The organism is Paenactinomyces guangxiensis (genome assembly GCF_016055185.1).
Classification (GTDB): domain Bacteria; phylum Bacillota; class Bacilli; order Thermoactinomycetales; family Thermoactinomycetaceae; genus Paenactinomyces; species Paenactinomyces guangxiensis.
Window position 1 is genome coordinate 56,140 of record NZ_JAECVR010000004.1, and the last position, 23,273, is coordinate 79,412.

The following is a 23,273-nucleotide window of genomic DNA, read 5'->3' on the forward strand; positions in this document are numbered from 1 at the left end:
CCCCGCGTGGAGTGGGGATTTTCTTCCATTTGGAAGCAAGGTTTCTGCCTCCCGGCTACCTGATCAAAAACAGGAGGTTTTTTCACCCTAAAGTGAATGGTTAAAGGCGAATATATATATGTAATAAAATATAGACAATCATTCCTGTCTGCCTTTCAATCGTGTTAGTATGAAAAGGTAGCCCAATTTTTGAAACTTTGTAGAAATATTTTTCGTCTTAAAAAAGTGAAGAGGTGAAACAAGGTGAGATGGAAACAGCTCTGCCGCTGGGTTTGTCTGGTTTGTTTAGTAGCGGTTCCCTTATCCTTCTTCCCGGTCAACCTGACCGAGTCGGCACCGCAAAAAGCCAGGTTGGAAGTGGAGCCGGGCTGGAAAGGGGAATACAAGGGGGATTTTGTGCCTGTCAAGGTACGAATCACCGGAACATCGAATGTAAAGGGAGAACTGTCTGTTACAGTTCCTGATTCCAATAGCAACAATCAAAAAATGACGGCATTCCCGTCGGAAAAAATTGAAGTCGCCTCAGGAGCAACCAAAGAGATCACATTGATTGTTCCAAAAAAAATGGCGAGACCTGATGCCAGTGTCGTCCTTCTGATTAACGGAGAAGTGACCGCTGCCCGGAAAATCGGGGGGAGGCAGCTGGGCACCAACGATTTGGCCGTTGGTGTGCTGAGTGATGATCATAGCGTTGCTCCATTTGCTCAAGGTGTTGCGGCAGATGACAAGAACTTGTCTGTACATACATACCCGCTTACCGTGAAGGATATTCCCGTACAGGCACAGGGATTGTCCGGATTGGATGTTCTGGTTATCAACCGGTTGGCATCGGAGTCGCTGACCCCGGCACAATTGAACGCGATTCACCTGTGGGTGACCAATGGGGGGAGGCTGCTAATCGGGGGAGGGAATCAGGCAACCGTCACTGCAAAAGGGCTGGAAGGTCTGTTACCTGTTCAATTGACAGGGAAAACAGGTACCGCCGGCGATCTGAAAAGCCTCTCTACATGGGGGCCGCCGCCATCGGGTACCATTGAGATCAGTCAGAGCGTGCTGAAAGAAGGAAGCCGGGCGCTGGCAACCAGTGGGGAGCAGGTATTATTGGCTTCGCGAAATGTCGGGAAGGGGAAAGTATTTTATGCCGGCTATGATTTGGCTGTTGCGCCGATGGACGGTTGGGCCGGGAACAAGAAGTTATGGAGCCAGCAACTGCTTTTTCTGAAGGAAACGGATCAGAGGCAGATGATGCAATATAATGGAATAGGTGCTTTTCGGGATCCATGGGGATTGCAAAATGCCTTAAAGAAAATGCCGCATATCACTCTTCCCAAAATGAGTATTCTCATTGTTGTGTTCGGTTTGTACGTGATTATTGCGGGACCTGTAACCTACTGGGTATTTGCCCGGCGGAAAAAGCATGAATGGAATTGGGTGGCTGTTCCCCTGGTCGGAATTCTGGTCGCCGCCGGACTTTATGCCTATGGAAACAATCTGCGGGGCAATGCTGTACTGGTGCACAACATTGGAATCGTCAATGCAGATTCATCGGGCTTCGCGTCTGTTCATGGTGCTTCTGCGATTGTTTCGCAAGATGCGGATGATTATAAAATAAAATTCCCTGACGGATTTGCCTGGCCTATAGAGCACGAGCATATTTCCCCTCAATCAGCCGGGTCAAAAAAATGGATCAGTTTACAGAATGGTGCCAGCATCCTTTATGATAACGTTCCTCAATGGAGCATACGAGAGTCGTATGTTGAGTTGACCAAACAGGTGGGAGGCAACTTGACCGGCAGCTTTTCTTACCAAAACGGCCGGGTGGTTGGAAAGGTGAACAACGGAACCCGCCTGAAGTTAAAAAATGTGGAAGTTCTTTTGGGAAACAGTCATGTGACGATCGGGGACTTAAAACCTGGCGAAAGTAAGGATTTTACCGGGCAAATGTCAACCTCAGGCGGGCGGTTGCAGGTGAATCCGTTAAGATTCAGAGGGCGGGAAGCAGAAATTTATTACCTTGCCTCGCAAAAATTGCCGCCGATTCGTAAATACGATGTGATCGGTTGGACAGAAGATCCTCTGATCAAAACAGAAGTAACTGATCACAAAATCAAAAGCGCCAATCTTTATCTGGTTAACGGTACCATAAGCAAAAACACGGATGCACAGGGAAATTTAACCCTGCTGTTTGGAGAGATCGAACCTGAGATAATCAACTCTACGTACCCCGCTTATCAGGATTTTCTTTCCGATCGCAAACCAGTGGTGATGGATAACAATGGAACGATTACTTTTGAATTCCCTCTACAGCAAAAGTTTGACCGGATTAACCGCCTTGATATCAGGACCGACAAAGTAAAGACTGAAATTTATAACTGGCAAAACCAGCGGTGGGAACTGCTGGCTGCAATGAATAAAAAAGCATACTCTTCCTATTTCTCAAAAGATCAACGGGTGCGCATTCGAGTTCATATAAATGCCCACCAGATGATTCAACAGCCGCAGATTGAGATAGAAGGGAGAGTGAAACAATGATCCGAACAGAAAATCTGTGTAAGCACTATGGGAAATTTCCTGCCTTAAAAAATCTGAATCTGCACATCGAAAAAGGAACCGTCTTTGGCTTTATCGGCCCGAATGGTGCAGGTAAGTCAACAACGATGCTAATCCTGGCTACTTTGTTAAAGCCAACCTCCGGCCGGGCCTGGGTGGGAGGTCTGGATGTCATGAACCAGGGGGAAGAGGTACGACGCATCATCGGCTATATGCCGGATTTCTTCGGTGTGTACGATAACCTTACCGCTCTGGAGTATTTAGAGTTTTACGCCGCTTGCTACGGTATAGATAAGCAGATTCGCCGCAAAATTGCTTTGGAATTGTTAGAGCTTGTCAATTTGCAGGATAAACGGGACGCTTTTGTGGACGGATTGTCGCGGGGAATGAAACAGAGGCTTGGGCTGGCGCGTGCCCTGGTCCATGACCCGGAGTTGCTCATCCTGGATGAACCGGCATCAGGATTGGATCCGCGTGCCAGAATCGAGTTTCGCGAAGTTTTGAAAGAGCTGCGGGAGATGGGCAAAACAGTGATGATCAGTTCACATATTTTACCTGAACTGGCCAGTCTGTGTGATTCAATCGGAGTGATGGAACAGGGAGAACTGGTTGCCAATGGTTCGGTCGCGGATATTACGGCACAAATCCAACAGGGACGGACCCTGGAAGTCCGGGTGCTGCACGGGGCGGATACGGTGAAACAGTACCTGGAGAAAACAGCATATGTGCTTTCCGCTCACATTGAGGAGAACAAAATTATTGTGAAGGTGAATGGGGATGAAAGTGTACAAGCGGAGTTGCTCCAGGAATTGGTCGCCCAAAAAATTCCGGTAGTCAGTTTCAGCGAAATATCAGTGAATATTGAAGATGTATTTTTACAAATAACCGGAGGAAACAGGGAGGTGATGGAGCATGAAACAGTTGTGGCAACGATGGACCAATCCGGTACTGGCTAAAGAGTTTCAGTGGCGGATGAGGTCGAAAAAAACGCCTTGGCTTATATCATTATATCTCCTGATTATGGGAGGGATTATCCTCACACTTCTATTTTTATTTAAGAAAGGGCAGAACTGGTTTGACCCGGAAGAAAGCATGTTCCTTTTTACAGGGCTGTCCATGGTGCAACTGTTAATGCTCTCTTTTGTCGTACCCGGAATCACAGCCGGGGTAATCAGCGGGGAGAGGGAGCGGCAAACCATGCCCATTCTGCTGACGACCACTTTGTCCTCGACTAAAATTGTACTAAGCAAATGGCTGGCATCACTCAGCTTTATGATCCTGCTTTTGGTTGCCTCTTTTCCTCTGTATATCATCGTTTTCCTGTTCGGGGGCATTTCGCCGGAGCAGGTGGTGAAAATGTTTGTCCATTTCTTTGTCACCATGATCTTTTTGGGGAGCCTCGGTATCTTTTTCTCTTCCCTCATCAAACGGACCGGGGTTGCCACGGTACTGGCCTATATGACGGTAGCGCTGATCGGGATTGGTCTGCTGGTTGTTTTATATCTGGTAACCATTTTGTACGCTGCCATGAATCCGGCACCATCATTCGCACAAAATCCTCCTTTGATTGCTGAAATTGTGGCCGCTCTCCATCCGGGCATCACTCTCCTTTATGCTCAGTATTCGCAATTTGACTTTTCAGGGTTAAAACTGAGTTTGAACCTTTATGATGTTTACATCACTTTTTATTCAATCTTGTCTGTCCTGCTGTTGATCGGCAGCATCTATCTGCTTTCACCCGTACGGTTCCGGATTTGGAAATGGGCCAGGAAAACCGGTAGCACCGAAAACATGCATGACCGGGATGCGACAGCCAGCGAATGAAAGTTTGAATCTTGCCAGGGAAGCAGAGTTCTGGGGAGCGGCCATCTCTACTTTCTTGCAGGGCGCCGATCAAGAGCGAGACAGAATCCTGCCTTCCCTCTTAGATATACACACTTTCACAGAAAAATGAAGATTTAATGAGGCAGGGCTTTGGTGACCATGGAGGTGATTTGGATGAAACGGGAAATCCTGCCCGCCTGGTTGTCTTCTCTTTCCGCCGGGCGAAACCGCATTTGGAAACAGCGCGTTTTAATCTGGGGAAAAAGGGGGCTGTGGCTTGGCCTGGGATTGGCATGTGCCATTCTTCTGCTGGCCCGTGCCGTTCCCCTGGCCCATCCGAATGAGGCGGCCGGATGGGTCCTGCTGGGGGGATGTTTAACCGGGCTTATCATCGGAGTATGGCGGAAACCGACCTGGCATGAAACTGTCCATGTGATTGACCACCGCCTGAAATTATATGACCGTTTACTCACTGTCTGGCAGCTGAGAGAGCAAACAGGTCCGCTGGTTTCTCTGCAGCGAAAAGATGCCCTCTACCACCTTAAGCAAAAGCTTCCGCAAATAGATCAGTGCCTTCCGCTTGCCTGGGGAAGCAAAAAAGAAGGATTAGCTATTCTCGCTTGTGTTGCACTCGCCGTTCTGCTCCTTTTCCTTCCCAATCCGCTGACGGAAATGGCGCGACAGCAAGAAAAAGTTGTACAGGCCATTGAAAACCAGCAAGAAAAAATAGAGAAGCAAAAAGAGCAGGTGGAGAAAGAAGCGAAGATCAGCCCGGAAGTAAAACAAGCTTTGCAAAAAGAGCTTTCCCAACTGGCAGAACAGTTAAAGAAAAGTGAGACTTTAGAACAAGCGGCAGCAGAAATGGCCAAAAGTGAAGAAAGATTAAATGAGTTAAAAAAGAAAGCGGACCAGGCCAAAGCCCCGGCGGATAAACAGCTGAGTGAATGGATGCAGCAGGAGAAGCTGGCTTCCCTTGGCAAAGCGATGAGCGAAGGCGGAAATCAGCCAAAAGCGCAAACCAGAGAGGAAATAAAACAAACTTTACAGAGTTTAACCCCGGAGGAGAAAGAGAAACTCGCCCGGCAACTGAATCAACTTGCGGAGCAGTGGTCACAGTCTGCTTCTGCCTCGGCCCGCGATGCAGCCAAACAGTTACAACAGGCAGCAGCAGAAATTGCATCCAACTCTGCTACAGCGGCCGGAACACTGAGCCAGGCAATGTCTGCAGCAGGCACAGCCATGAACCAGCAGCAGGCGGACCAACAAATGGTAAGCCGGAGCCAACAAGTGGTACAGGCCGGAAAAACAACTGTCGCAGCAGCTTCCGGGCTAACCGGAACGGGGAGCAACAGTAACGGCAATGCAACGTCTGCAAATGGTTCAGCTTCTAGCAACGGTTCATCAGGAAACCAGACAGGCGGCTCATCCCTCTCTGGATCAGGTACCGGCAGCCAGCCGGGAACAGGCTCAGGAAACGGCCAGGGAAATGGAAGCGGATCCGGGGCGGGCTCAGGGAGCGGTCAAGGAAATGGGATCGGCACAGGGGCCGGCAGCCGCAATGTACTGGTTCCCTGGTCCAGGATCAACGGCGGCGGACCCGGGGAAACTGTGGGTGGCCCCCAGGGAGAAGGAACGGAACATCAAAGCCATACACAAACTACCTTGCCTGGTATAAGCCGGCCCTATGACCAAGTGTTTACCCAGTATGAAACTGATGTTCGCCAGGCATTGGAGCGGGGTGATCTATCCCCTGAACTGCAACAGATCATCCGGGAGTATTTTTCATCGATTGAACCATAGAAAATCCTCATGACTTGCCGACATCACTCGGGGATAAAAGTTTGTTTTGACCCGCTCCGAAATCATATTTTACGGCATAGAAGTTCTTGGAATTTCCGATTCTTGGGATTTCTTGTCCCTGTGGAACTCTGTGCCGTAGCGGGGGCTAAAGTCATTCGCCGCAAATATGATTTCTCCGTTTGATTACTTAGTCGATACTTTCACAGAAAAAAAGAGGAGGAACTTCATTTGTCAGCGGAAGCCAAGTGGAAAGAGAGATGGGACAAGCAACTGGACGTGATTGAACAAGTAAAGGCTTCGATTGGACAGGTTATCATCGGGCAGGAAAATGTGATTGAACAGGTGCTGATCGCCATATTGGCAGGAGGCCATGCACTTTTGGAGGGGGTGCCGGGTCTGGGTAAAACGCTGCTGGTTCGCACGATTTCCCAGTCCCTCGACCTTTCTTTTTCCCGCATTCAGTTTACACCTGACTTGATGCCTGCAGATATTGTGGGAACGCAGATAATTACCACTGATGAATCAGGAAAAACCACCTTCCGCTTCCAGCCCGGACCGGTATTTGGCCATCTTGTTCTTGCTGATGAGATTAACCGGGCCACTCCAAAGACACAGAGCGCTTTGCTGGAGGCGATGCAGGAACACACGGTCACCGTGGCCGGAGAGTCACGGCGGTTACCGGAGCCTTTTTTTGTGCTGGCCACACAAAATCCGTTGGAGATGGAAGGGACTTATGTTTTGCCTGAAGCACAGCTAGATCGCTTCTTACTTAAAATTGTGGTGGACTTTCCGACAGAAGCTGAATTGAAACAAATTGTGATCCAAACCTCGTCGAACCGGAAAGTGGAAATCGGCAAAGTGGCCGATGGGGCAACATTACAGGAAATGCAAGCTACCGTGCGGGATTTGCTCGTTCCTGATGAAGTTGTGGAAGCAGGAGTTCATCTGCTCATGATGACTCATCCGTCCCATGCCGGTGCACCGCCGTCGATCCGCCAATATGTGCGTGCCGGAGCGGGCCCGCGCGGTGTACAAGCCCTGGTACAGGCCGCAAAAGCAAGAGCATTTCTGCACCGTCGTTTCAATGCATCCCGTGAGGATTTAGAAGCGGTTGCACCAGCCGTTTTTCGCCACCGAATCCTTCGTAACTTTGAAGCGGAGGCGGTAGGGATCACCACTGACCAGCTGGTGAGTGATCTCCTTACAGAAATGAAAAAAGGAAGTTCCTTGTGAGTAACCGGGTGAACCAGGCGGAAATAGCCGCGCCTGCTTTATTTGATCCCGTCTTTTTGGCGAGATTGGAACGATTGAGACTGGTCAGCCGCCAATTGGTGCGCGGGATGCAGACAGGGCAGAGACGTTCGCAGATGCTTGGAAGTTCACTTGAATTTGCCGACTATCGTTCATATTATCCCGGCGATGATATCCGGCAGATTGATTGGTCCGCTTATGCCCGGCTGGGAAAATGGTTTCTCAAAACCTTTCTCGACGAAAGGGAGACAGAAGTCCATCTCTATCTTGATACCAGCTTGTCAATGAACTGGAACTCTCCGGCTAAAGGGAGAATGGCGATTCAACTTGCTGCGGCCCTCAGCTATCTGGCTTTGCACCATGGCGACCGGGTCAGCCTCTTTTCCTTCGGGCACAAAGTGGGACAGAAACTTCTTGACCAACAAGGGAGAGCGGGAGTTCTGCGGACGTTTCAATTTCTGGATTCCCTTGTGTATGAGGGGGAAGGGGATATCAATCAAGCATTGTCCGACCCCGGAGCCATTCCGCGTCGTTCGGGAATGGCTATTGTATTTTCAGATGGATTTTCCCCCTCAGGTTATCAGAAGGGGCTGTCATATTTACAGGGAGCCGGGCAACAGGTGAGCTTTATTCATCTTACGGCCGAGGAGGAGCGGAACCCTGATTTTACCGGAGACCTGCGGATGCTGGACTGTGAGACAGGGAAGGAGAAGCAGGTGGCCCTCTCCCCGGTGGTGCTCCGTACATATCGGGAAACGTTCCGGCAGTTCAGCAGAAATATGGAAGAGTGGTGTTTTCGGAGAGGAATCACCTATGTACCTGTGGCTGCAGAAGAGTCATTGGAGACGATTTTGTTTTCGCTGTTGCGGAGGGCCGGCCTGGTGAGAACGTAGCCGCAGTGAGGAGGTGGAGAGATGCACTGGATCCAACCCGCTTATTTATGGCTGGCAGCCGCTTTGTTGCCTGCTATTTTGCTTTTATATCTGTTAAAACGAAAATATCAGGACCAAACCATTTCCAGCACGTTACTCTGGGAACATGTGCTGGAACGAATGGAAGCCAACCGTCCCTGGGAGAAGTTATGGCGGCACCTGCTTCTGTGGTTGCAACTCCTGGCTGCGATCCTGTTTGTGCTGGGCTTAAGCCGTCCTGCGATCGCGACAGAGGGTCTGAAAGCGGACCACACCATCTTTTTGATCGATGTATCAGGCAGTATGCAAGCGGTGGAAGGGGAGATGACCCGCCTGGAAAAAGCCAAACAGAAGGCGCACCAGATGATTGACCGGATGAATCGGGACCAGACAGTCACACTGGTGGAAGTGGGCAGAACGCCGCGGGTGGTGCTGTCACAGAGCAATGATTTTGCTGCGCTTCATCAGGCTGTAGACCAGCTTGAGGGACAAGTGGGGTCAAGTGATATTCAATCGGCACTGACACTGGCTCATGCTCTCATATCAAAACAACCGTCTTCTGAAATCATTTTGCTCGGAGACGGGGCTAACCAGTCCGGCGATCTCAATCTGTTCCCTCATCGTTTTTTACAGATGGGTACGGCGGCGGAAAATGTGTCCATCGGGTCCTTGTCCACATCCGGAAAAGGTACCGGTTCAGGATTGTTTGCCCGTCTGGACCATTTTGGAAACAGGGATGCTCAAGTGACCGTAACAGTATCAAACGATACGGGTCAAATCCTGGATACTCGTACCGTCCGGCTGAAGAAAAATGAAAGCACGTCGATAAGCTGGGACAAGCTGCCACTGGCGGGATTTTATCATGTCAAAATTGCCTCATCCGGAGATCATCTGCCCCTTGACAATGAGCAGTGGGCAATTCCGCAGCAAACGGATAAAACCAGGATACTGTTAACAGGAAAGGAAAACCTCTTTTTAAGCAAAGCTTTGCAGTTGGTAAAAACAGCGGAGATTGTTCAGGCAGATCGTACCCGGGCAACAGGCGGCGGATTCCCGGTCATCGTGATAAATGAAGGCAAAGGCGGTTTACCTGAAAAGGGTCATTTGCTGTTGTTTAATCCTGATTCTTCAGTCCCGGACATTCCTGTGACCGGAACAACTGCGGTCACAGGAAATGTGACCAAAGACGAGAGGCATCCCATCATGAATCAGGTTCCGCTGCAGCAGATTCATATTGCCGATGTAAAAAAAGTTAAAGTACCTGCCTGGGCTGACGTAATTTTGCATGCTGGAGATACTCCGCTTATTTTAGCAGGGGAACACCAGGGAAGACGTGTCGTCGTTTTTACTTTTGATCTGCAGAAGTCCGATCTTCCACTCCAGCCCGGATTTCCTGTTTTAATGGTGCAGGCGTTCAACTGGCTCGCGCCCGCTCCCGGAATCAGCGGTACACAGGCGGAAGCCGGAGAGTCTGTCAAACTAAGTCTTCCACCTGCGATCCAACAGGTACAGATTCAAACTCCTGATGCCGATAAAGAGACCAAACCACTCCGGGGAGGAGTACTCACCTATACCGTGCCTGAGCGGTCCGGATTGTATCGTGTCACTGATGATCAGAAAAACAAACTGATTCATTATCTTACTGTCCCTTTCCCCAATGAGGAGTCGAAAATCGGTCCGCAAAAGGTTCCGACTGTCTCCTTGCGGGAGGAAAATACCCCGGCCGCCGGAGAACAGGAATTATGGTGGTGGGTAGCCCTTTTCTCGATGGCTGCAGTCGGATTGGAATGGGTGGTGTTCAGCCGTGGCTATTAATTGGGCATATCCCTGGTTGCTCCTTCTTTTTCTTCCTGTCGCCTGGGGGTTATGGACCTGGTGGAGACAGGAAAAACGGTTTGAAAGAACAAAAAAGAAGCTCATTCTGATCATGCGTATGCTTGTTTTTTCGCTTCTGGTACTTGCTCTGGCAAGAACTCAGTTTCTGTCGCCTGTCAATCATCAATCAGTTGTGTTTGTTGTTGACAGGTCCGCATCGATCCAAAATCCAGATGAAGTGTTACATTTGCTGCAACAGGCTGTTGCGGAAAAGAAGCCGGATGATCAGGTAGCTGTGGTCTCAACCGGGGCGGCTTCGGTGGTAGAGCGATCCTTGACGGAAACAGATGAGGTTCCGACCTTATCTGCCGTTATCAATAAAAACGCGACCGACCTCGCAAGCGGGCTGCGTTTGGCAGGGGGAATGCTGCCGGCAGACGCTGAAGGCAGGGTTGTCTTAATTACCGACGGAAATGAAACGAAAGGATCGGCCGAAGCAGAGGCAAGAATGCTGCGTGAACGCGGGGTCCGTGTCGATGTGATTCCTCTCCGGCAAAAAGAAGGACCGGAAGTGCTCGTATCTGATCTGCAAGTGCCCGAGCGGTTATATGCCAATGAAAAAGCCACTCTGAAAGTGAAAGTAACCTCAACGGCTGATACCAGGGCCAACCTTCGCCTGTTTGTGGGAAATCGGATGCTGGAAACGCAAAATGTACTGGTGAATAAGGGGGAAAATCAATACTCCTTTTCCGTTCCGGGTCAAGGGAGCGGTTTTTTGCGCTACCGCGTGGAAATTCAGGCAAACCGCGACACGCTGCCCAACAACAATCAGGCGTATGGATTTAGTCAGGTGACAGGAAAGCCGATCGTGCTGGTGGTAGAAGGAAACAAAGGGGAAGCCGCCAATCTCATTTCAGCTCTTCGCGCGACCGGCGTACAAGTGGAACAGACAAATCCGGCGGGATTGCCGGGAAACCTGGAGAATTACCAGCGTTATTCTTCAATCGTGCTGGTCAATACTCCGGCTTACTCGATCCCGGAGTATAAGATGGAACAAATGCGTACCGCTGTGAAAGATCTGGGGATAGGGCTGATTATGTCGGGAGGGGAGGAAGGATTTGCTCTGGGAGGATGGTTCCGGACCCCCATTGAAGAAGCATTGCCCGTACATATGGATCTGCGCGACAAAAAAAGGGTCCCTTCCCTGGGGTTGATGCTGGTGATCGATAAATCGGGCAGTATGTCGGGTGAGAAGATCGACCTGGCAAAAGAAGCCGCCATCCGGGCGACAGAACTGCTCACGCCCCAGGATCAGCTGGGAGTACTTGCTTTTGATGACGGGAACGACTGGGTGGTGCAGCCGCAGCTGGTAAAGAATCACAGTGAGATACAAGGCAGGATTGGCACCATTCCGGCTGATGGAGGAACCAATATTTACCCGGCCCTGGAAGCGGCATACCAAAAAGTGCGTCAGCTTAAAGTAAAACGTAAGCATATGATTCTGTTGACAGACGGACAATCTCCTGGAGGGAATTACCAGGCCCTGGCCGAGAGGTTAAAAAAAGAGAAAATCACCCTGTCTACAGTGGCGGTAGGGGCGGATGCGGATCAAGCGTTGTTGCAATCGTTGGCTGATGGAGCGAAAGGAAGATATTATCTGGCAACAGATGCCGGTTCGATCCCCACCATTTTCAGTAAAGAAGCGTCGATGGCGATTCGCAGCTATATCATCGATCAACCGTTTATCCCCAAGTGGACGGGAGGAAGCGACTGGTTTGCAGCATTCAAAGGAGTTCCCCCTTTGCGGGGATATGTGGCAACAACGCCCAAGCAAACAGCGGAAACAGTACTTGCCAGCCACTATCCGGACCCGGTTTTAGCCAGATGGCAATATGGCTTGGGAAGAACTGTTGCCTGGACCAGTGATTTAAATGGGAAATGGTCAAAAGCCTGGGTTGGATGGCAAAAATTCTCTCCATTTTGGAACCATGTGGTCAGTTGGACATTCCCCCAATATGATACCAGCGGTTTATATATTGATTGCCAGATTGAAGGCAGTACAGTACGGCTGGAGGCCAAAGGCCCGCCGGAAAGATTTGCTTCTGCGGACCAAGTGCGGTTTACAGTGATTGACGACAAATTGAACAAAAAACAGGTCGTGGCCAAAGCTGTTGCCCCCGGCCATTTTGCAGGTTCTTTTCAGGCAGACCAACCGGGAACCTATCTTTTGCAGGCTTCGGCAAAAGGAAAGGCTGGGGAACAACCAGTCGGCACCTATGGCATCTCCGTTCCCTATTCACCGGAATACAACCTGATGGCCGGAGGCGAAGAGCGGGTCCGGAAAATTGCCGCACAGGGCGGGGGGAGTATCATCACGGATCTGTCCCAAAGTTTTGCCGATAATCTGGAAGATAAATGGGCGGGACAAGATATTTCCCTGTTTTTACTCCTACTGGCCGCCCTGTTATGGCCGGTTGACATCGCTGTTCGGAGAATCTCCGTTTCCGGAGAAGACTGGCGGCGCATAAAGAACCGTTTAACCCGTCCGGCGCAGGTATCTTCGACGCCCTATACGCAGCAATTAGGAAAGATCCAACAAAAATCGAGGAAAGCAGTCAAACGAAGGATCAAAGATGAGCGGACCGGACCAGAGATTTCCGAAGCCATCAAGCAAACAAAAACAAAGCAAAATGTTGTTTCTATACCTGATACAAAGGGGAAAAAGAATGTAGATACTGCGAAAACGGAACCATCTACCGATTCGTCGTCCCGAGACAGCGGAACGAAATCCCGATCAGATGAAACACATCTTTCCCGCCTTCTTGCGGCAAAAAGAAAGAGAGAAAAAAAACTGTGATCCGGACCGGGTTTGTTCGTACATTTGCATGGTAGAAGTCTGTCTGCACGGGTTTCTTCCCGTGCAGTGAGACTTTTCGATCAGAAAGGAAATTTGTTGGAAAAAAGGGGTGGAGGGATGATTGTTCGCCGAAGAGGAAACCGCTTTATTCTGATCAAGCAGCATGATCATGCACTTATCTCAGGGGAATTTGCGGCCCGCCTGAACCAGAAGATTGAGCCAAGGGCCAAAACGTTATATGCGATTTCGCATCATGATGTGGGTTGGATTGAACTGGATCAAACTATCCTCTGGAATGAACAGACAAATGAACCCTACTCATTTAACGATTACCCGTTGCTGCCCAAACTGGAGGCTTATACCCAGGGGATTTCCCGGGTGGAAGCCCATGATCCGTATGCGGGTTTTCTCTGCAGCAAACACTTTGCCTCTTTCTTCACCAATGTTTCTGATCCCGCTGCCCGTCGCTTCCATGAGCAGGAGCTGGCCAGACAGGATCAATTAAAAAAGCATTTTTCTGAAGCGGAAGAGCAAAATTCCGCCGATAATTTTCGCTTGCTCCAGTTTTGTGATGACCTTTCACTCTCCCTCTGTTTAAACGAGCCGCAGCAAAATACGCATCCCTGGTATGCGGATGGAATTGATTATCATGGGCGGAAAGTGAAGTGGGTATGGGAAGATGAGCAGAGCTTGCGGTTGGTTCCGAACCTGTTCTCCACATCTTTCACATTTGAAATCCCGTACCAGGTTGCAGACAGTTCCCGACGTCTGGTCAGCCGCAATGTTTTCCGCTGCCGGGTACTCGCCTAAAACAAATGATACATGACTAGCCAAGGGGGATTTTGCTATGATTCGCGGTGTGATTTTTGACTTTGACGGAACCATTATTGATACAGAAACAGCTGCCTATGAAACGTTTTGTGAGATCTTTCAAGAGTACCGGATCGAACTGCCTGTAGCAAAATGGAGAACACGGGTTGGCACGGCACATCCGGGATTTAACCCCTACGACTATCTGGAACAGTGTATCGGGAAACCAGTGGACAGGGAAGCGCTGATGAAACGAAAAGCAGCAAGACATCAGGAAAAAACGGAGCAAATGGAGGTGCTCCCGGGTGTGGAAAAATTGTTGGCGGCGGCGAAACATGCCGGTTTAAAACTGGGGGTTGCGTCAAATTCGCCGAAGAGTTGGGTGGAATCACATCTTGACCGTATCCGGCTGCTTTCCTATTTTGATTGTATTTGTACCGGAGATCAGGTGGAGGAGGTAAAACCGGACCCCGCATTATACTATTTGGCCCTCGAAAAGCTGGGAATCTCTTCGGGTGAAGCCATCGCTGTCGAAGATTCCCCTTCCGGAGCATTGGCGGCCAAGCGTGCGGGCCTTTTTTGTGTACTGGTTCCCAATCCGATGACAGCTGAAGCTGAATTTGCGGAGGATATTGATTTGCGCCTGGAATCATTGGCCGATTTTGATTTGGAAAAGATGATGCAGCAGTGGAAGCATAAGTTGAAATGAAAAAGAAACAGACAAAAGGAGCCGTCGAAGGTGAAAATAACAGGATTTAACCATCTGACAATCCGGGTGAGTGATTTGCAGCAAAGCCTGGCATTTTACTGTGATCTACTGGGGATGAGACTGGTTCATCAGGGCCGGACAGATGCCTATCTTGAAGGGGGAAATGCCTGGGTGTGCCTGCTGGAAAAAAGCGGGCATACTCAACCGGAAGAACTGTGGCTGGGAATTGATCATGTTGCTTTCAGTATCGATGAACAGGACTTTGCTGAAGCCGTACAGGTTCTTCAAGAACATCGCGTTCCGATCATCAGGGGACCATTTGAAAGAGGAGGAGGACTTTCTGTCCAATTTCCTGATCCTGACGGAACTGTGTTGGAACTATTTACGGGAAGCCTGGAAAAGAGGATGAAAAACTGGAAATGATCACGTTTTTGGCGTGCAGGGAGGAGAAATATGCGGATTGCAATAACAGGTGCAACAGGTTTGGTGGGAACAGAGTTGACAGAAAAGCTGTCTGAAAAAGGATATGAGATGACACGGGTCGTCCGCAGTCTAAGACCTGATGATGATCCTGAGAAAGTTGTCAGATGGAACCCCGAACTCAATCAGATTGAGTCCGGTAAGCTGGAGGGACTTGAGGTGGTGATCCATCTGGCCGGTGAAAATGTCTCAAGCGGGCGTTGGACAAAAGCGAAAAAGAAACGCATTCTCGGCAGCCGGGTTAAGGGGACATCCCTGCTGAGCCAGACATTGGCGGGCCTTAAACAGCCTCCTAAACTCCTCCTTTCTGCTTCAGGAATTGCTTACGGCCATCAGCCGCCCGATGTGAAAGTGGATGAAAATAGTCCCCGCGGACAGGATTTTTTATCACGAGTCATTCTGGAGTGGGAAAAAGCAACTGCACCGGCTCAAAAGGCAGGGATTCGTGTCATCCATATGCGTTTTGGCATGGTGTTAAGCCGCAAAGGGGGGGCATTGGCCAAGATGTTGCCCGCTTTTCGCATGGGTGTCGGGGGAAAGATTGGTGATGGAAAACAGATGGTAAGCTGGGTGGCCCTTGAAGAAGTTCCGCTGATTGTTGAGCATTTGATCAAAGAGGATTCAATTTCGGGACCAGTGAATATGGTGGGACCACAACCTGTTTCCAATGAGGAGTTTACCAGACAGCTGGGTGACGCATTAGGGAGGCCGGCTATTTTTCCCTTACCTGCATTTGCGATGAGAATGATATTTGGAGAAATGGCCGATGCTCTCCTATTGGGCGGGTGCCATATCATTCCCCGCAAATTGCAAGAAAGCGGATATGTATTTACCTATCCGGATTTAAAAGAGACTCTCCGGCATATTCTGAAAAAATAACTGTTTCAAGTCCACGCCAAATGCAGAAAGCAGAGGGGAAATGTGATGAAATCCTTCGGTTTTTCAATTTATCCCGGTTTAGATGAATCCTGGCGCGAAAAAGAGCATTGGATGAAAGCGGCGGTGCAAAAAGGGGCCAGGCGTGTATTCACTTCTTTACATATTCCCGAGAGTGATTTTGCTTTGGTAAGGGAGGAGTTTAAGGCATTATGCAGCCGGGCCGATGCATATTCGCTGGAACTGGTTGCGGATATTGGCCCTGTCACCCTGCGCGCACTTGGTTTGGATGTCCATTCCGTCGGGCGTTTAAAGGACTGGGGATGTTCAGGGGTGCGTGTGGATTACGGTTATTCAGAAGAAGAAATTTGTCAAATTTCGCGAAACGGAAAGCTGAAGCTGGTTCTTAACGCCAGCACGATCAGCCGTGAAGAATGTAAAGCTCTTCGGGAAAAAGGGTTAGTTATTGAAAACACGGAGGCCTGGCATAATTTCTATCCCCGTCCGGAAACCGGGCTTTCAGCAGAGTTTGTGCGCCGGCAAAATCGTGATTTAAAGGAAATGGGCATTTCACGGATCGGGGCTTTTATCCCCGGAGCAAAAGGAAGGAGGGCTCCTCTGTATGAAGGATTGCCTACTCTGGAGGAGCACCGGGGATGTGAAGGACGGCAGGCTGCCGCAGAACTCTTTTACCGGGATGAAGTGGACGAGGTATTGATTGGGGACCCTGATGACGATATGGCCCTTATTGATACACTGTCTGTGCTGGTGCGAGATGTAATCCCTCTTCGGGTGAAGGAATTGGAGAGGTCATATGATTGGAGCGATTGGTGGGGACTGGAACATAAAAACCGCCCCGATCCCAGTCCCTGTGTCATTCGGTCCGGCCTGATGCGGGGGAAGCGGGTGCCGGCCGGAGTCGCTCTTCCGCGCCGGAAGGGAGCGGTAACTGTAGATAATGAGAAATACGGACGTTATATGGGAGAGCTTCATATTTGCAAAACAGATCTTCCGGCGGATGAAAAAACTCAAGTGATCGGACAGGTCATTCCCGAAGATTTGCCGCTGCTTTCCTTGCTGGGACCCGGACAAAGGTTTTGTTTTGAGGTGGTGAGAGATAAGTGATCATAAATCTGACCGGTGATAAATGAACTCTGATGATAGGCAGCAAATGGGCAACACAGTGTTGTCTTGGCGGAAATGAAACAATGATATTATAAAAGAAAAATTTGCTGATAAGCAGGTGAATATTATTATATTTATATAACTTTTTTAATTTTAATAAATAGTATTTCTCCTGCGAATTGAAGCGAAATGTGAAAGGCACCCTTATTCACAGTTTATAGTAAAATTTTATAATATCACTATTCCGATAGAGGCTAAATTCCAGGGGCAGAGGCATTTCCACAGCATGTTTGTTCATGTATATAAAAGAATGACGGGCCCCAATCCCTGCCAAAAGAAAAAGCTTTTTGAGTAAATGAAAGGGGTGATAAAAAAATAAATCTACAAAAAATATTAAATTGTGTTGAAAAGAGGCGCGGTTTGTGTAATATTATAGGAGAGAAACGCACATAGCGACAAATAGTTGCAGAAACCAACAAATGTAACGGAGTAACCGTTTTTTATAAATGTGTCTATGTTTGCTGTAACAGATGGGAGTAAGGGATCATTTTATAGACGATAAGGCTTTATCCTCTGAAAAAGGGGTTTTGGTAAGCCGGAAGGGGGAAGGATCGTGAAGGATCCCAGACAGATTTTAGATGCATTTCGCACAGATGTCCGCTCGAGAAATGTATATTCCGATCTGCTCAGGCAGTTTGACCTGGAACAGCCTAAAAAGAGGAGAAATCGCAAAAAGTTCCAACCGCTGAAAAATCATAACCTTACCAACTCAACCGCTATTTTATCGCTTTGCATGATTACAGGGCTGAGTGCAGGCATGGGTACAGCGTTTGCAGAAGATGAGATTGCTCCTGAAAAACCGCCTCTTGATCAACCGCCCAGTGAAGTAAAGGTGGATGTCAAAGCGCCGGAGCTGAAGGAAAGGACAGTTGAACGCAATCCATCCGGGCCTCCGCCGGAGCTGCAGGCCGAAAAGCCGGCGAAAACGGTGCCGCCAAAGGACGATGAGCCCCGGGAGAAAGTGAACAGGGAAGCCGGACCAGAAGCGAAGCAGCAGGAGTCACCGAAATCTGAAAGAAAAGAAGCCACCCAACGGGAAACAGAAAAGAAACAGCAGCCATCGAAAGAAAATATTGCCCGGGAACCTCAAGCAAGTCACCCGCGTTCCAAGCTGGAGAAACCGCTGGAGAAGGCTGAACCTCCTGTGAAAGAGCCACTGACGGAAGTTCAGAAAAATCTGCACAAACCACAAGAAAAGCTGCAGGCGGGTGCTCATATATCAGAACCTTCAAAAAATGTTGGCGAAGATAAAGCTGTCAATACTTCCCGTTCAGGTTCCGCTCCCCCTGTGGTGGCCAGCTCGGGCAGCAAAACTCAAGCCGCTGGCAATGAAAGTGGGAATCGGCCGAGGACGGAACCGGGTGGAAAACTGCCGGAAACAGCAGGGAATGATTTAGACGGAGTCCTGGCGGGAAGTGCCGCTGCCCTGCTTGGAACTTTATATGCAGTAAGACGTAGCAGGGTGGAGAAGCCTTGAAGTGGGACCGGTTGATTGCCTACGGGCTTGTCACGTTTGGTGTGGCTTATGCAGGATATTCCGGCGTTAACTATTATCAAAAATTACAAGTTGTCCGGGAAGTCCGTCCTGATCATCAGGCATCAGCTGCTTCAAACGACAAAGCTGTTTCCAAGACAGTCCAAACGGATGATCAGCCATGGGTGATCGTGCCGAAGGGAGAGCGCCCCAAAACAGGGGAGCATTTTGCCGACCTGGTGATTCCCAGATTGAACGCGAAAATCCCTATTATAGAAGGAACACATGAAGATGAACTCGCACGGGGGATCGGACATTATGCAGGGAGCGTTCTTCCGGGGGAACCGGATAACGCCGTGTTGTCCGGACACCGCGATACGGTGTTTCGCCGGATGGGAGAGTTGAAAAAAGGGGATGAACTTCGTGTAACATCCGAGCAGGGTACTTTTGTCTATGTCATCACCAGAATGTGGATAACCAAACCGGATGACCGGACAGTTATCGTTCCGCATGACAAACCTGTTCTTACTCTAACCACCTGCTATCCATTCTCATATATTGGGCCGGCACCAGAAAGATATATCATTCATTCCGAACTTAAAGAAAAAATCAATGAAACATCACGGACAGCGCAGGGGGAATGAGCATGGAACGGTCAACGATCAGCCGTAAAATCGCACGAATCGGATTTTGGGGGCTGATTATTTATACAGCTCTGAGCACAACTGTTGTCTGGGCAATCCAACTGGGGTTTATTCCTGTTCCTCCGCGATCAGTGGTGGTAGCCGGGCAATCTGAAAAACAAGCTGCTGCCCCTGCTTTAAGTGAAACTGCTTTTGCTGAGCAGTTTGTACGGGAGTATCTGTTTTGGACGCAGGGAAAAGAAGAGTCCCGTGCGGAACGCTTGAAGCCGTTTTGGAAACCGCGAATGGATGTGCAAGGGGGAATTGATTTTGAAAAATCCAAGTGGAATTCCTATACGAGAAATGTGAATGTGTGGGAGGTCAAAGGGCGTAAGGATCAATCCGGAATCAAGGATGTTACGGTGTTTGCCGAAACCATTTTGACAAAAGCGGACGATCCGAAAGAGCAGAAGCGCGTGGATCGTTATCTGGTTGTACCGATTAAGAAAGCCGGAGCTACCTATGTAGTTGTGGATTTCCCTTATTTTGTCGCTCCACCCGTTGCCACTCTCCCTAAGGAACCGGAGGATCAGAAAGAGGAAAAAGGGACCAATGTCGACGAGCAAGTGCACGGACAAGTGGAGCAGTTTATGAAGTCTTTCTGGAAAGTGTATACCACGGGTACACCGCAGGAAATCGCCTACTTTCAAAAAGATAATCAGCCAACGCCTGGTCTGACAGGAATCATGAGCTTTCAAGAGATGAAAAATCTGTCCGTTTACCAGGAGGGTAAGGAAGTGCGGGCAGAATGTGATGTTTTGCTGGAAGATTTGGCTTCCGGAGCACAGGTCATAAACCACTATCGCTTTTACCTCGTTCAAGACGGGGAAAGGTGGTATGTAGTGAGAATGGAACAAGGAGAGGAATAATAGGATGAATAACTATCTGTTGTGGATATTGGCCGACGGTCCGGGGAAAAAGCTGCAAGAAACGTTAGGCGGGGAAATTGGCTCTCTTTTCTTTCTTGTCGTGATTTTTGTCAGCCTTACACTATTCTGGAAGAGAGCGTTCACCGCATTTATCGGCTTTGCCCTCTTTGCGATGCTTGTAAGTGTGTTTATCTTTCAGCCACAACTGATTCAATCGCTTGGTTCCGACGGATTTAAATGGCTGTTTGAGGCATATATAAAATGAAGCAGATCCGGGTCTATAACCAAGTATTCCGTATAGAAAAGACAGTTTATTCCGTTCAGGGAATTAACCTTCCCCTGCCGGTCTCGTATCGACAGATGGCCTTTTTTGTCGGAACCTTACTGGTAATGGTGTTTCTCAATAAATTTCCGCCAATCAGCTGGATCGATTACTTTCTGATCAAGTTTGTGGCGATTCCCGTGATCGTGGCCTGGTTTTTTACGCGAAAAACGCTGGATGGAAAAGCACCTCACCGTTTTATTTTAAGATATCTGGAACATCTGTTTAAAGCTCATCATTTTGCGAGATATCAGGAACTGGAGAAACCACGGGACAATTGTTACAAATACACAGGCGAAGTCACATACCGACTGACTTCCGGGGGTGATTCTAAGTGACACAGATTTTATTCCCTGTAAAATACTTTGAAAAAAATTTAGTCTTCAGCACAGACGGGTCGGTGTTTGCCTTTTATGAACTTCAGCCATTCAACTATGACTATCGGTCTGTCGATGACCAGCTGAGCCTCCATGGTAATCTGGAGGCTTTTTATTGGAATATTAATGCGGATACCCATGCTCTGGTTGTCCCGGAGTTTCAAAGCCTGGAGGAACATCAACAGGCAATGAACGAGAGGTTAAGCGGGCCGCTCACCGAAGCTGGCCGTGAATATATTCAGGCCAGTATTGATCATTTAAAAGGAAAAGAGATTCACCAGCACCGCTTTTTTATGGGTGTCAAGCTCAAACAAACGGCTGTGAAAGGATTATCTTTTTTCCGGGAGATTGGATACCTCTTTAAGGACTTTAAACGCTACTTGCTCAATCAATCGGGGACGGATGCCCCGGAAATATTTGAAGAGGAAATCCACGCCTGTCAGGTTCAGGAAGAACTGATCTATTCTCGTGTCAACGGGTATTTGAGAGCTCGCCGGGTTGACGCTTCTGACCTGGAATGGCTGATCCGGCGTGGTTTTTATCGTGGCATTGGCGAGACACCGCGCCGCAAGAATTGGACTCCGAAAACAATTCCTGTCAAAGTGAAGGGCAAAAAGGCCAAACGCCCGACCAGAGATATTTTAACCCTTAGCGAAGGGCGTTTTGACGATTCCCACGGCCGGCGGCTGACGGTAGAACAGCATGCCAATGGAAAGATGAAAAAAGGGTATATGGCATTTCTTACTATTTCCCATATTCCGGACAAAGCCCCTTTTCCCGGTATGGAATGGCTTTATTGCTTACAACAATTATCTTTTCCGGTAGAAGCATCGGTAAGAACGGAAACGATTGAGTACGGGAAAGCATTGGCCCAGGTTTTAAATAAAAAGAAAGAGCTAAAAGCAGAGGATGAGCATGCCCTGGAAAGCGGGGAAGAAACTTCTTACCACATTCTGAACAGCCGGCAGGAAGCAAATGAATTGGAAAGCAATCTGCGTACAGATAAGTTTCCGCTTCTTCATACCTCGATTGTCTTATGTGTGTCTGCCTCTAACGAAGAGGAGTTAAATCTGCGGATACAGCTGGTGAAAGATTTGTACAGCGATTTGATGATCCAGGTGGAAGTTCCGTATGGGGACCAGTGGAGAGGGTTTAATGAGTTTATTCCCGGCGCCAAACGTTATATTACCGACTATCTCCATTATATGGAGCCTGCTGCTGTGGCCGCCAGTATGATTGGAGCGACCCGTCAGTTAGGGGACGGACAGGGACATCTCATCGGAGTATCGCAAAACTTGCCTGTCTTTTTTCAACATGACCGGGGACCCAAGGATAAAAAGCTGAGTACCACCGCATCAGCAGCATTTATCGGTTCACTGGGAGCAGGGAAATCACTCGGTGCCAACTTACTCGCCTATCTGGCACTATTAAACGGTTCCAAGGTTCTCATCTTTGACCCTAAAGATGAGCGTGGCCACTGGCCGAAACTATTGCCCGAGCTTCAGGATATCACCCGGATTGTCACGTTGCGCGCCAGTTTGGAAGACCGGGGAAAGCTGGATCCTCTCATGGGGGCCGCCACTTCTTCGGACAAGTTGGCAGCTGCGGAGACGTCAAAGCGAATTTTGCAATTTTTAACACGTGCTGCTGATGGCACCTACGAGGCGATTGTGATTGGCAAAGCGGTTGATCATGTGGTTAAACAGGATCAGCCTTCGATGATGAAGGTGATTGACTGCTTGAGGGAAAGTTTAAAATCTGCCCCGGAAAAAAGGCAGGACAGCCTGGAAGAAATTGTTGATGTGCTCAGCTACCTTGCCACGTCGGGGCAGGGGCAGTTGTTGTTCGGGGATGGAACCCAGAAAGCAATTGATCTTTCCAAACCATTAACCATTTTGCAGGTCGAAGATTTAAAATTGCCGGAAGAGAGCCAGACTGACTTCGGGCGAATGGCGATTGCCCTGCTCATGGCGATTTCTGATTTCTCGCGCCGCTTCTCCAACCAATCATCCAATGATTTTAAACTGGTTTTGTTTGATGAATCCTGGCGCCTTGCCAAAGTGCGTGAAGGCCGGGCGATCCTGGAAGAACTCGTCCGCACCGGGCGCAGTAAAAATGCCGCCATTTACCTTATCAGCCAAAACGCGAAAGATATGCTCGGAGAAGAGATCCGTTCCAACCTGGGATGCCGGTTTGTTTTCCGTTGCCGCGACCAGAAAGAAGCTGAGGCTGCGTGTAGCATTTTGGGCATTGAACCAAATGACACCAATATTGAAACGATTCGCAATCTGCCTACGGGTACTTGTCTCATGTCCGATTTAGAAAAAAGAGTCAATGAAATGGAGATACGCGTCTTAGAAGAACGTCTCTTCCGAGCCTTTGATACCCGTCCGGGTTCACATGTTGAAGCCGATCAGGAAGAGGCTGTGCGGCATATCAAAGACCCTGAGGACAAGACCGTTCTGCCGCATCTGTAGGCA

General features: G+C 49.0%; 19 protein-coding genes. All 19 read left to right on the forward strand.

Going from position 1 to position 23,273, the window contains the following annotated elements; all coding sequences use genetic code 11:
• The first annotated feature begins 243 nt into the window (after nucleotides 1-243).
• The 19 genes from I8U27_RS05750 (at nucleotide 244) to I8U27_RS21120 (ending at nucleotide 23,270) form a co-directional block, all read left to right on the forward strand.
• On the forward strand, nucleotides 244-2,532 hold the full coding sequence (locus I8U27_RS05750; RefSeq protein ID WP_181750875.1) for a DUF7408 domain-containing protein: 2,289 nt from the start codon (nucleotides 244-246) through the stop codon (nucleotides 2,530-2,532).
• Nucleotides 2,529-3,506 (forward strand): ABC transporter ATP-binding protein, encoded by a 978-nt coding sequence (locus I8U27_RS05755; RefSeq protein WP_181750876.1) that lies wholly within the window; start codon nucleotides 2,529-2,531, stop codon nucleotides 3,504-3,506. The genes I8U27_RS05750 and I8U27_RS05755 overlap by 4 nt, the downstream gene beginning before the upstream one ends.
• Nucleotides 3,463-4,374 (forward strand): ABC transporter permease, encoded by a 912-nt coding sequence (locus I8U27_RS05760; RefSeq protein ID WP_181750877.1) that lies wholly within the window; start codon nucleotides 3,463-3,465, stop codon nucleotides 4,372-4,374. The genes I8U27_RS05755 and I8U27_RS05760 overlap by 44 nt, the downstream gene beginning before the upstream one ends.
• A 174-nt stretch (nucleotides 4,375-4,548) precedes the next feature.
• A complete protein-coding gene (locus tag I8U27_RS05765) occupies nucleotides 4,549-6,174 on the forward strand; it encodes a hypothetical protein (RefSeq protein WP_181750878.1) in 1,626 nt (541 codons plus the stop codon).
• Between the two features lie 228 nt (nucleotides 6,175-6,402).
• Nucleotides 6,403-7,407: an AAA family ATPase gene (locus I8U27_RS05770; protein ID WP_232345267.1), complete on the forward strand. Its 1,005-nt coding sequence runs from the start codon at nucleotides 6,403-6,405 to the stop codon at nucleotides 7,405-7,407.
• Complete coding sequence (locus I8U27_RS05775; RefSeq protein ID WP_181750879.1) at nucleotides 7,404-8,318, forward strand: DUF58 domain-containing protein; 915 nt, start codon at nucleotides 7,404-7,406, stop codon at nucleotides 8,316-8,318. The genes I8U27_RS05770 and I8U27_RS05775 overlap by 4 nt, the downstream gene beginning before the upstream one ends.
• A gap of 21 nt (nucleotides 8,319-8,339) precedes the next feature.
• Nucleotides 8,340-10,151, forward strand: coding sequence for a VWA domain-containing protein (locus I8U27_RS05780; RefSeq protein ID WP_181750880.1), 1,812 nt, complete (start codon nucleotides 8,340-8,342; stop codon nucleotides 10,149-10,151).
• Nucleotides 10,141-13,008 carry a VWA domain-containing protein gene (locus I8U27_RS05785; protein WP_181750881.1) on the forward strand — a complete coding sequence of 956 codons (2,868 nt, stop codon included), beginning with the start codon at nucleotides 10,141-10,143 and terminating at the stop codon, nucleotides 13,006-13,008. Before I8U27_RS05780 ends, I8U27_RS05785 begins: the two co-directional genes overlap by 11 nt.
• Before the next feature lie 117 nt (nucleotides 13,009-13,125).
• Complete coding sequence (locus I8U27_RS05790; protein WP_181750882.1) at nucleotides 13,126-13,818, forward strand: DUF3891 family protein; 693 nt, start codon at nucleotides 13,126-13,128, stop codon at nucleotides 13,816-13,818.
• A gap of 37 nt (nucleotides 13,819-13,855) precedes the next feature.
• A complete protein-coding gene (locus tag I8U27_RS05795) occupies nucleotides 13,856-14,527 on the forward strand; it encodes an HAD family hydrolase (protein WP_181750883.1) in 672 nt (223 codons plus the stop codon).
• Nucleotides 14,528-14,557: 30 nt separating this feature from the next.
• Nucleotides 14,558-14,950 (forward strand): VOC family protein, encoded by a 393-nt coding sequence (locus I8U27_RS05800; RefSeq protein WP_181750884.1) that lies wholly within the window; start codon nucleotides 14,558-14,560, stop codon nucleotides 14,948-14,950.
• Between the two features lie 30 nt (nucleotides 14,951-14,980).
• A complete protein-coding gene (locus I8U27_RS05805; RefSeq protein WP_181750885.1) occupies nucleotides 14,981-15,886 on the forward strand; it encodes a TIGR01777 family oxidoreductase in 906 nt (301 codons plus the stop codon).
• 45 nt (nucleotides 15,887-15,931) lie between these two features.
• A complete protein-coding gene (locus I8U27_RS05810; protein ID WP_181750886.1) occupies nucleotides 15,932-17,008 on the forward strand; it encodes a MupG family TIM beta-alpha barrel fold protein in 1,077 nt (358 codons plus the stop codon).
• A gap of 613 nt (nucleotides 17,009-17,621) precedes the next feature.
• Nucleotides 17,622-18,545 carry a hypothetical protein gene (locus tag I8U27_RS05815; protein WP_181750887.1) on the forward strand — a complete coding sequence of 308 codons (924 nt, stop codon included), beginning with the start codon at nucleotides 17,622-17,624 and terminating at the stop codon, nucleotides 18,543-18,545.
• Nucleotides 18,542-19,186, forward strand: a complete 645-nt coding sequence (locus tag I8U27_RS05820) for a class D sortase (protein WP_220185876.1) — start codon at nucleotides 18,542-18,544, stop codon at nucleotides 19,184-19,186. Before I8U27_RS05815 ends, I8U27_RS05820 begins: the two co-directional genes overlap by 4 nt.
• A 2-nt stretch (nucleotides 19,187-19,188) precedes the next feature.
• A complete protein-coding gene (locus tag I8U27_RS05825; protein ID WP_181750888.1) occupies nucleotides 19,189-20,094 on the forward strand; it encodes a conjugal transfer protein in 906 nt (301 codons plus the stop codon).
• 4 nt (nucleotides 20,095-20,098) lie between these two features.
• On the forward strand, nucleotides 20,099-20,359 hold the full coding sequence (locus I8U27_RS05830) for a hypothetical protein (RefSeq protein WP_181750889.1): 261 nt from the start codon (nucleotides 20,099-20,101) through the stop codon (nucleotides 20,357-20,359).
• On the forward strand, nucleotides 20,356-20,754 hold the full coding sequence (locus tag I8U27_RS05835; RefSeq protein WP_181750890.1) for a TcpE family conjugal transfer membrane protein: 399 nt from the start codon (nucleotides 20,356-20,358) through the stop codon (nucleotides 20,752-20,754). The genes I8U27_RS05830 and I8U27_RS05835 overlap by 4 nt, the downstream gene beginning before the upstream one ends.
• On the forward strand, nucleotides 20,751-23,270 hold the full coding sequence (locus I8U27_RS21120) for an ATP-binding protein (RefSeq protein WP_181750891.1): 2,520 nt from the start codon (nucleotides 20,751-20,753) through the stop codon (nucleotides 23,268-23,270). The genes I8U27_RS05835 and I8U27_RS21120 overlap by 4 nt, the downstream gene beginning before the upstream one ends.
• Nucleotides 23,271-23,273: the final 3 nt, after the last annotated feature.

Excerpts from the sequence above, each read along its gene's own strand:
- I8U27_RS05810 (WP_181750886.1), top strand. The coding sequence starts at position 15,932 with ATGAAATCCTTCGGTTTTTCAATTTATCCCGGTTTAGATGAATCCTGG.
- I8U27_RS05760 (WP_181750877.1), top strand. The coding sequence starts at position 3,463 with ATGAAACAGTTGTGGCAACGATGGACCAATCCGGTACTGGCTAAAGAG.
- I8U27_RS05805 (WP_181750885.1), top strand. The coding sequence starts at position 14,981 with ATGCGGATTGCAATAACAGGTGCAACAGGTTTGGTGGGAACAGAGTTG.
- I8U27_RS05835 (WP_181750890.1), top strand. The coding sequence starts at position 20,356 with ATGAAGCAGATCCGGGTCTATAACCAAGTATTCCGTATAGAAAAGACA.
- I8U27_RS05830 (WP_181750889.1), top strand. The coding sequence starts at position 20,099 with ATGAATAACTATCTGTTGTGGATATTGGCCGACGGTCCGGGGAAAAAG.
- I8U27_RS05795 (WP_181750883.1), top strand. The coding sequence starts at position 13,856 with ATGATTCGCGGTGTGATTTTTGACTTTGACGGAACCATTATTGATACA.
- I8U27_RS05780 (WP_181750880.1), top strand. The coding sequence starts at position 8,340 with ATGCACTGGATCCAACCCGCTTATTTATGGCTGGCAGCCGCTTTGTTG.
- I8U27_RS05765 (WP_181750878.1), top strand. The coding sequence starts at position 4,549 with ATGAAACGGGAAATCCTGCCCGCCTGGTTGTCTTCTCTTTCCGCCGGG.
- I8U27_RS05790 (WP_181750882.1), top strand. The coding sequence starts at position 13,126 with ATGATTGTTCGCCGAAGAGGAAACCGCTTTATTCTGATCAAGCAGCAT.
- I8U27_RS05825 (WP_181750888.1), top strand. The coding sequence starts at position 19,189 with ATGGAACGGTCAACGATCAGCCGTAAAATCGCACGAATCGGATTTTGG.
- I8U27_RS05755 (WP_181750876.1), top strand. The coding sequence starts at position 2,529 with ATGATCCGAACAGAAAATCTGTGTAAGCACTATGGGAAATTTCCTGCC.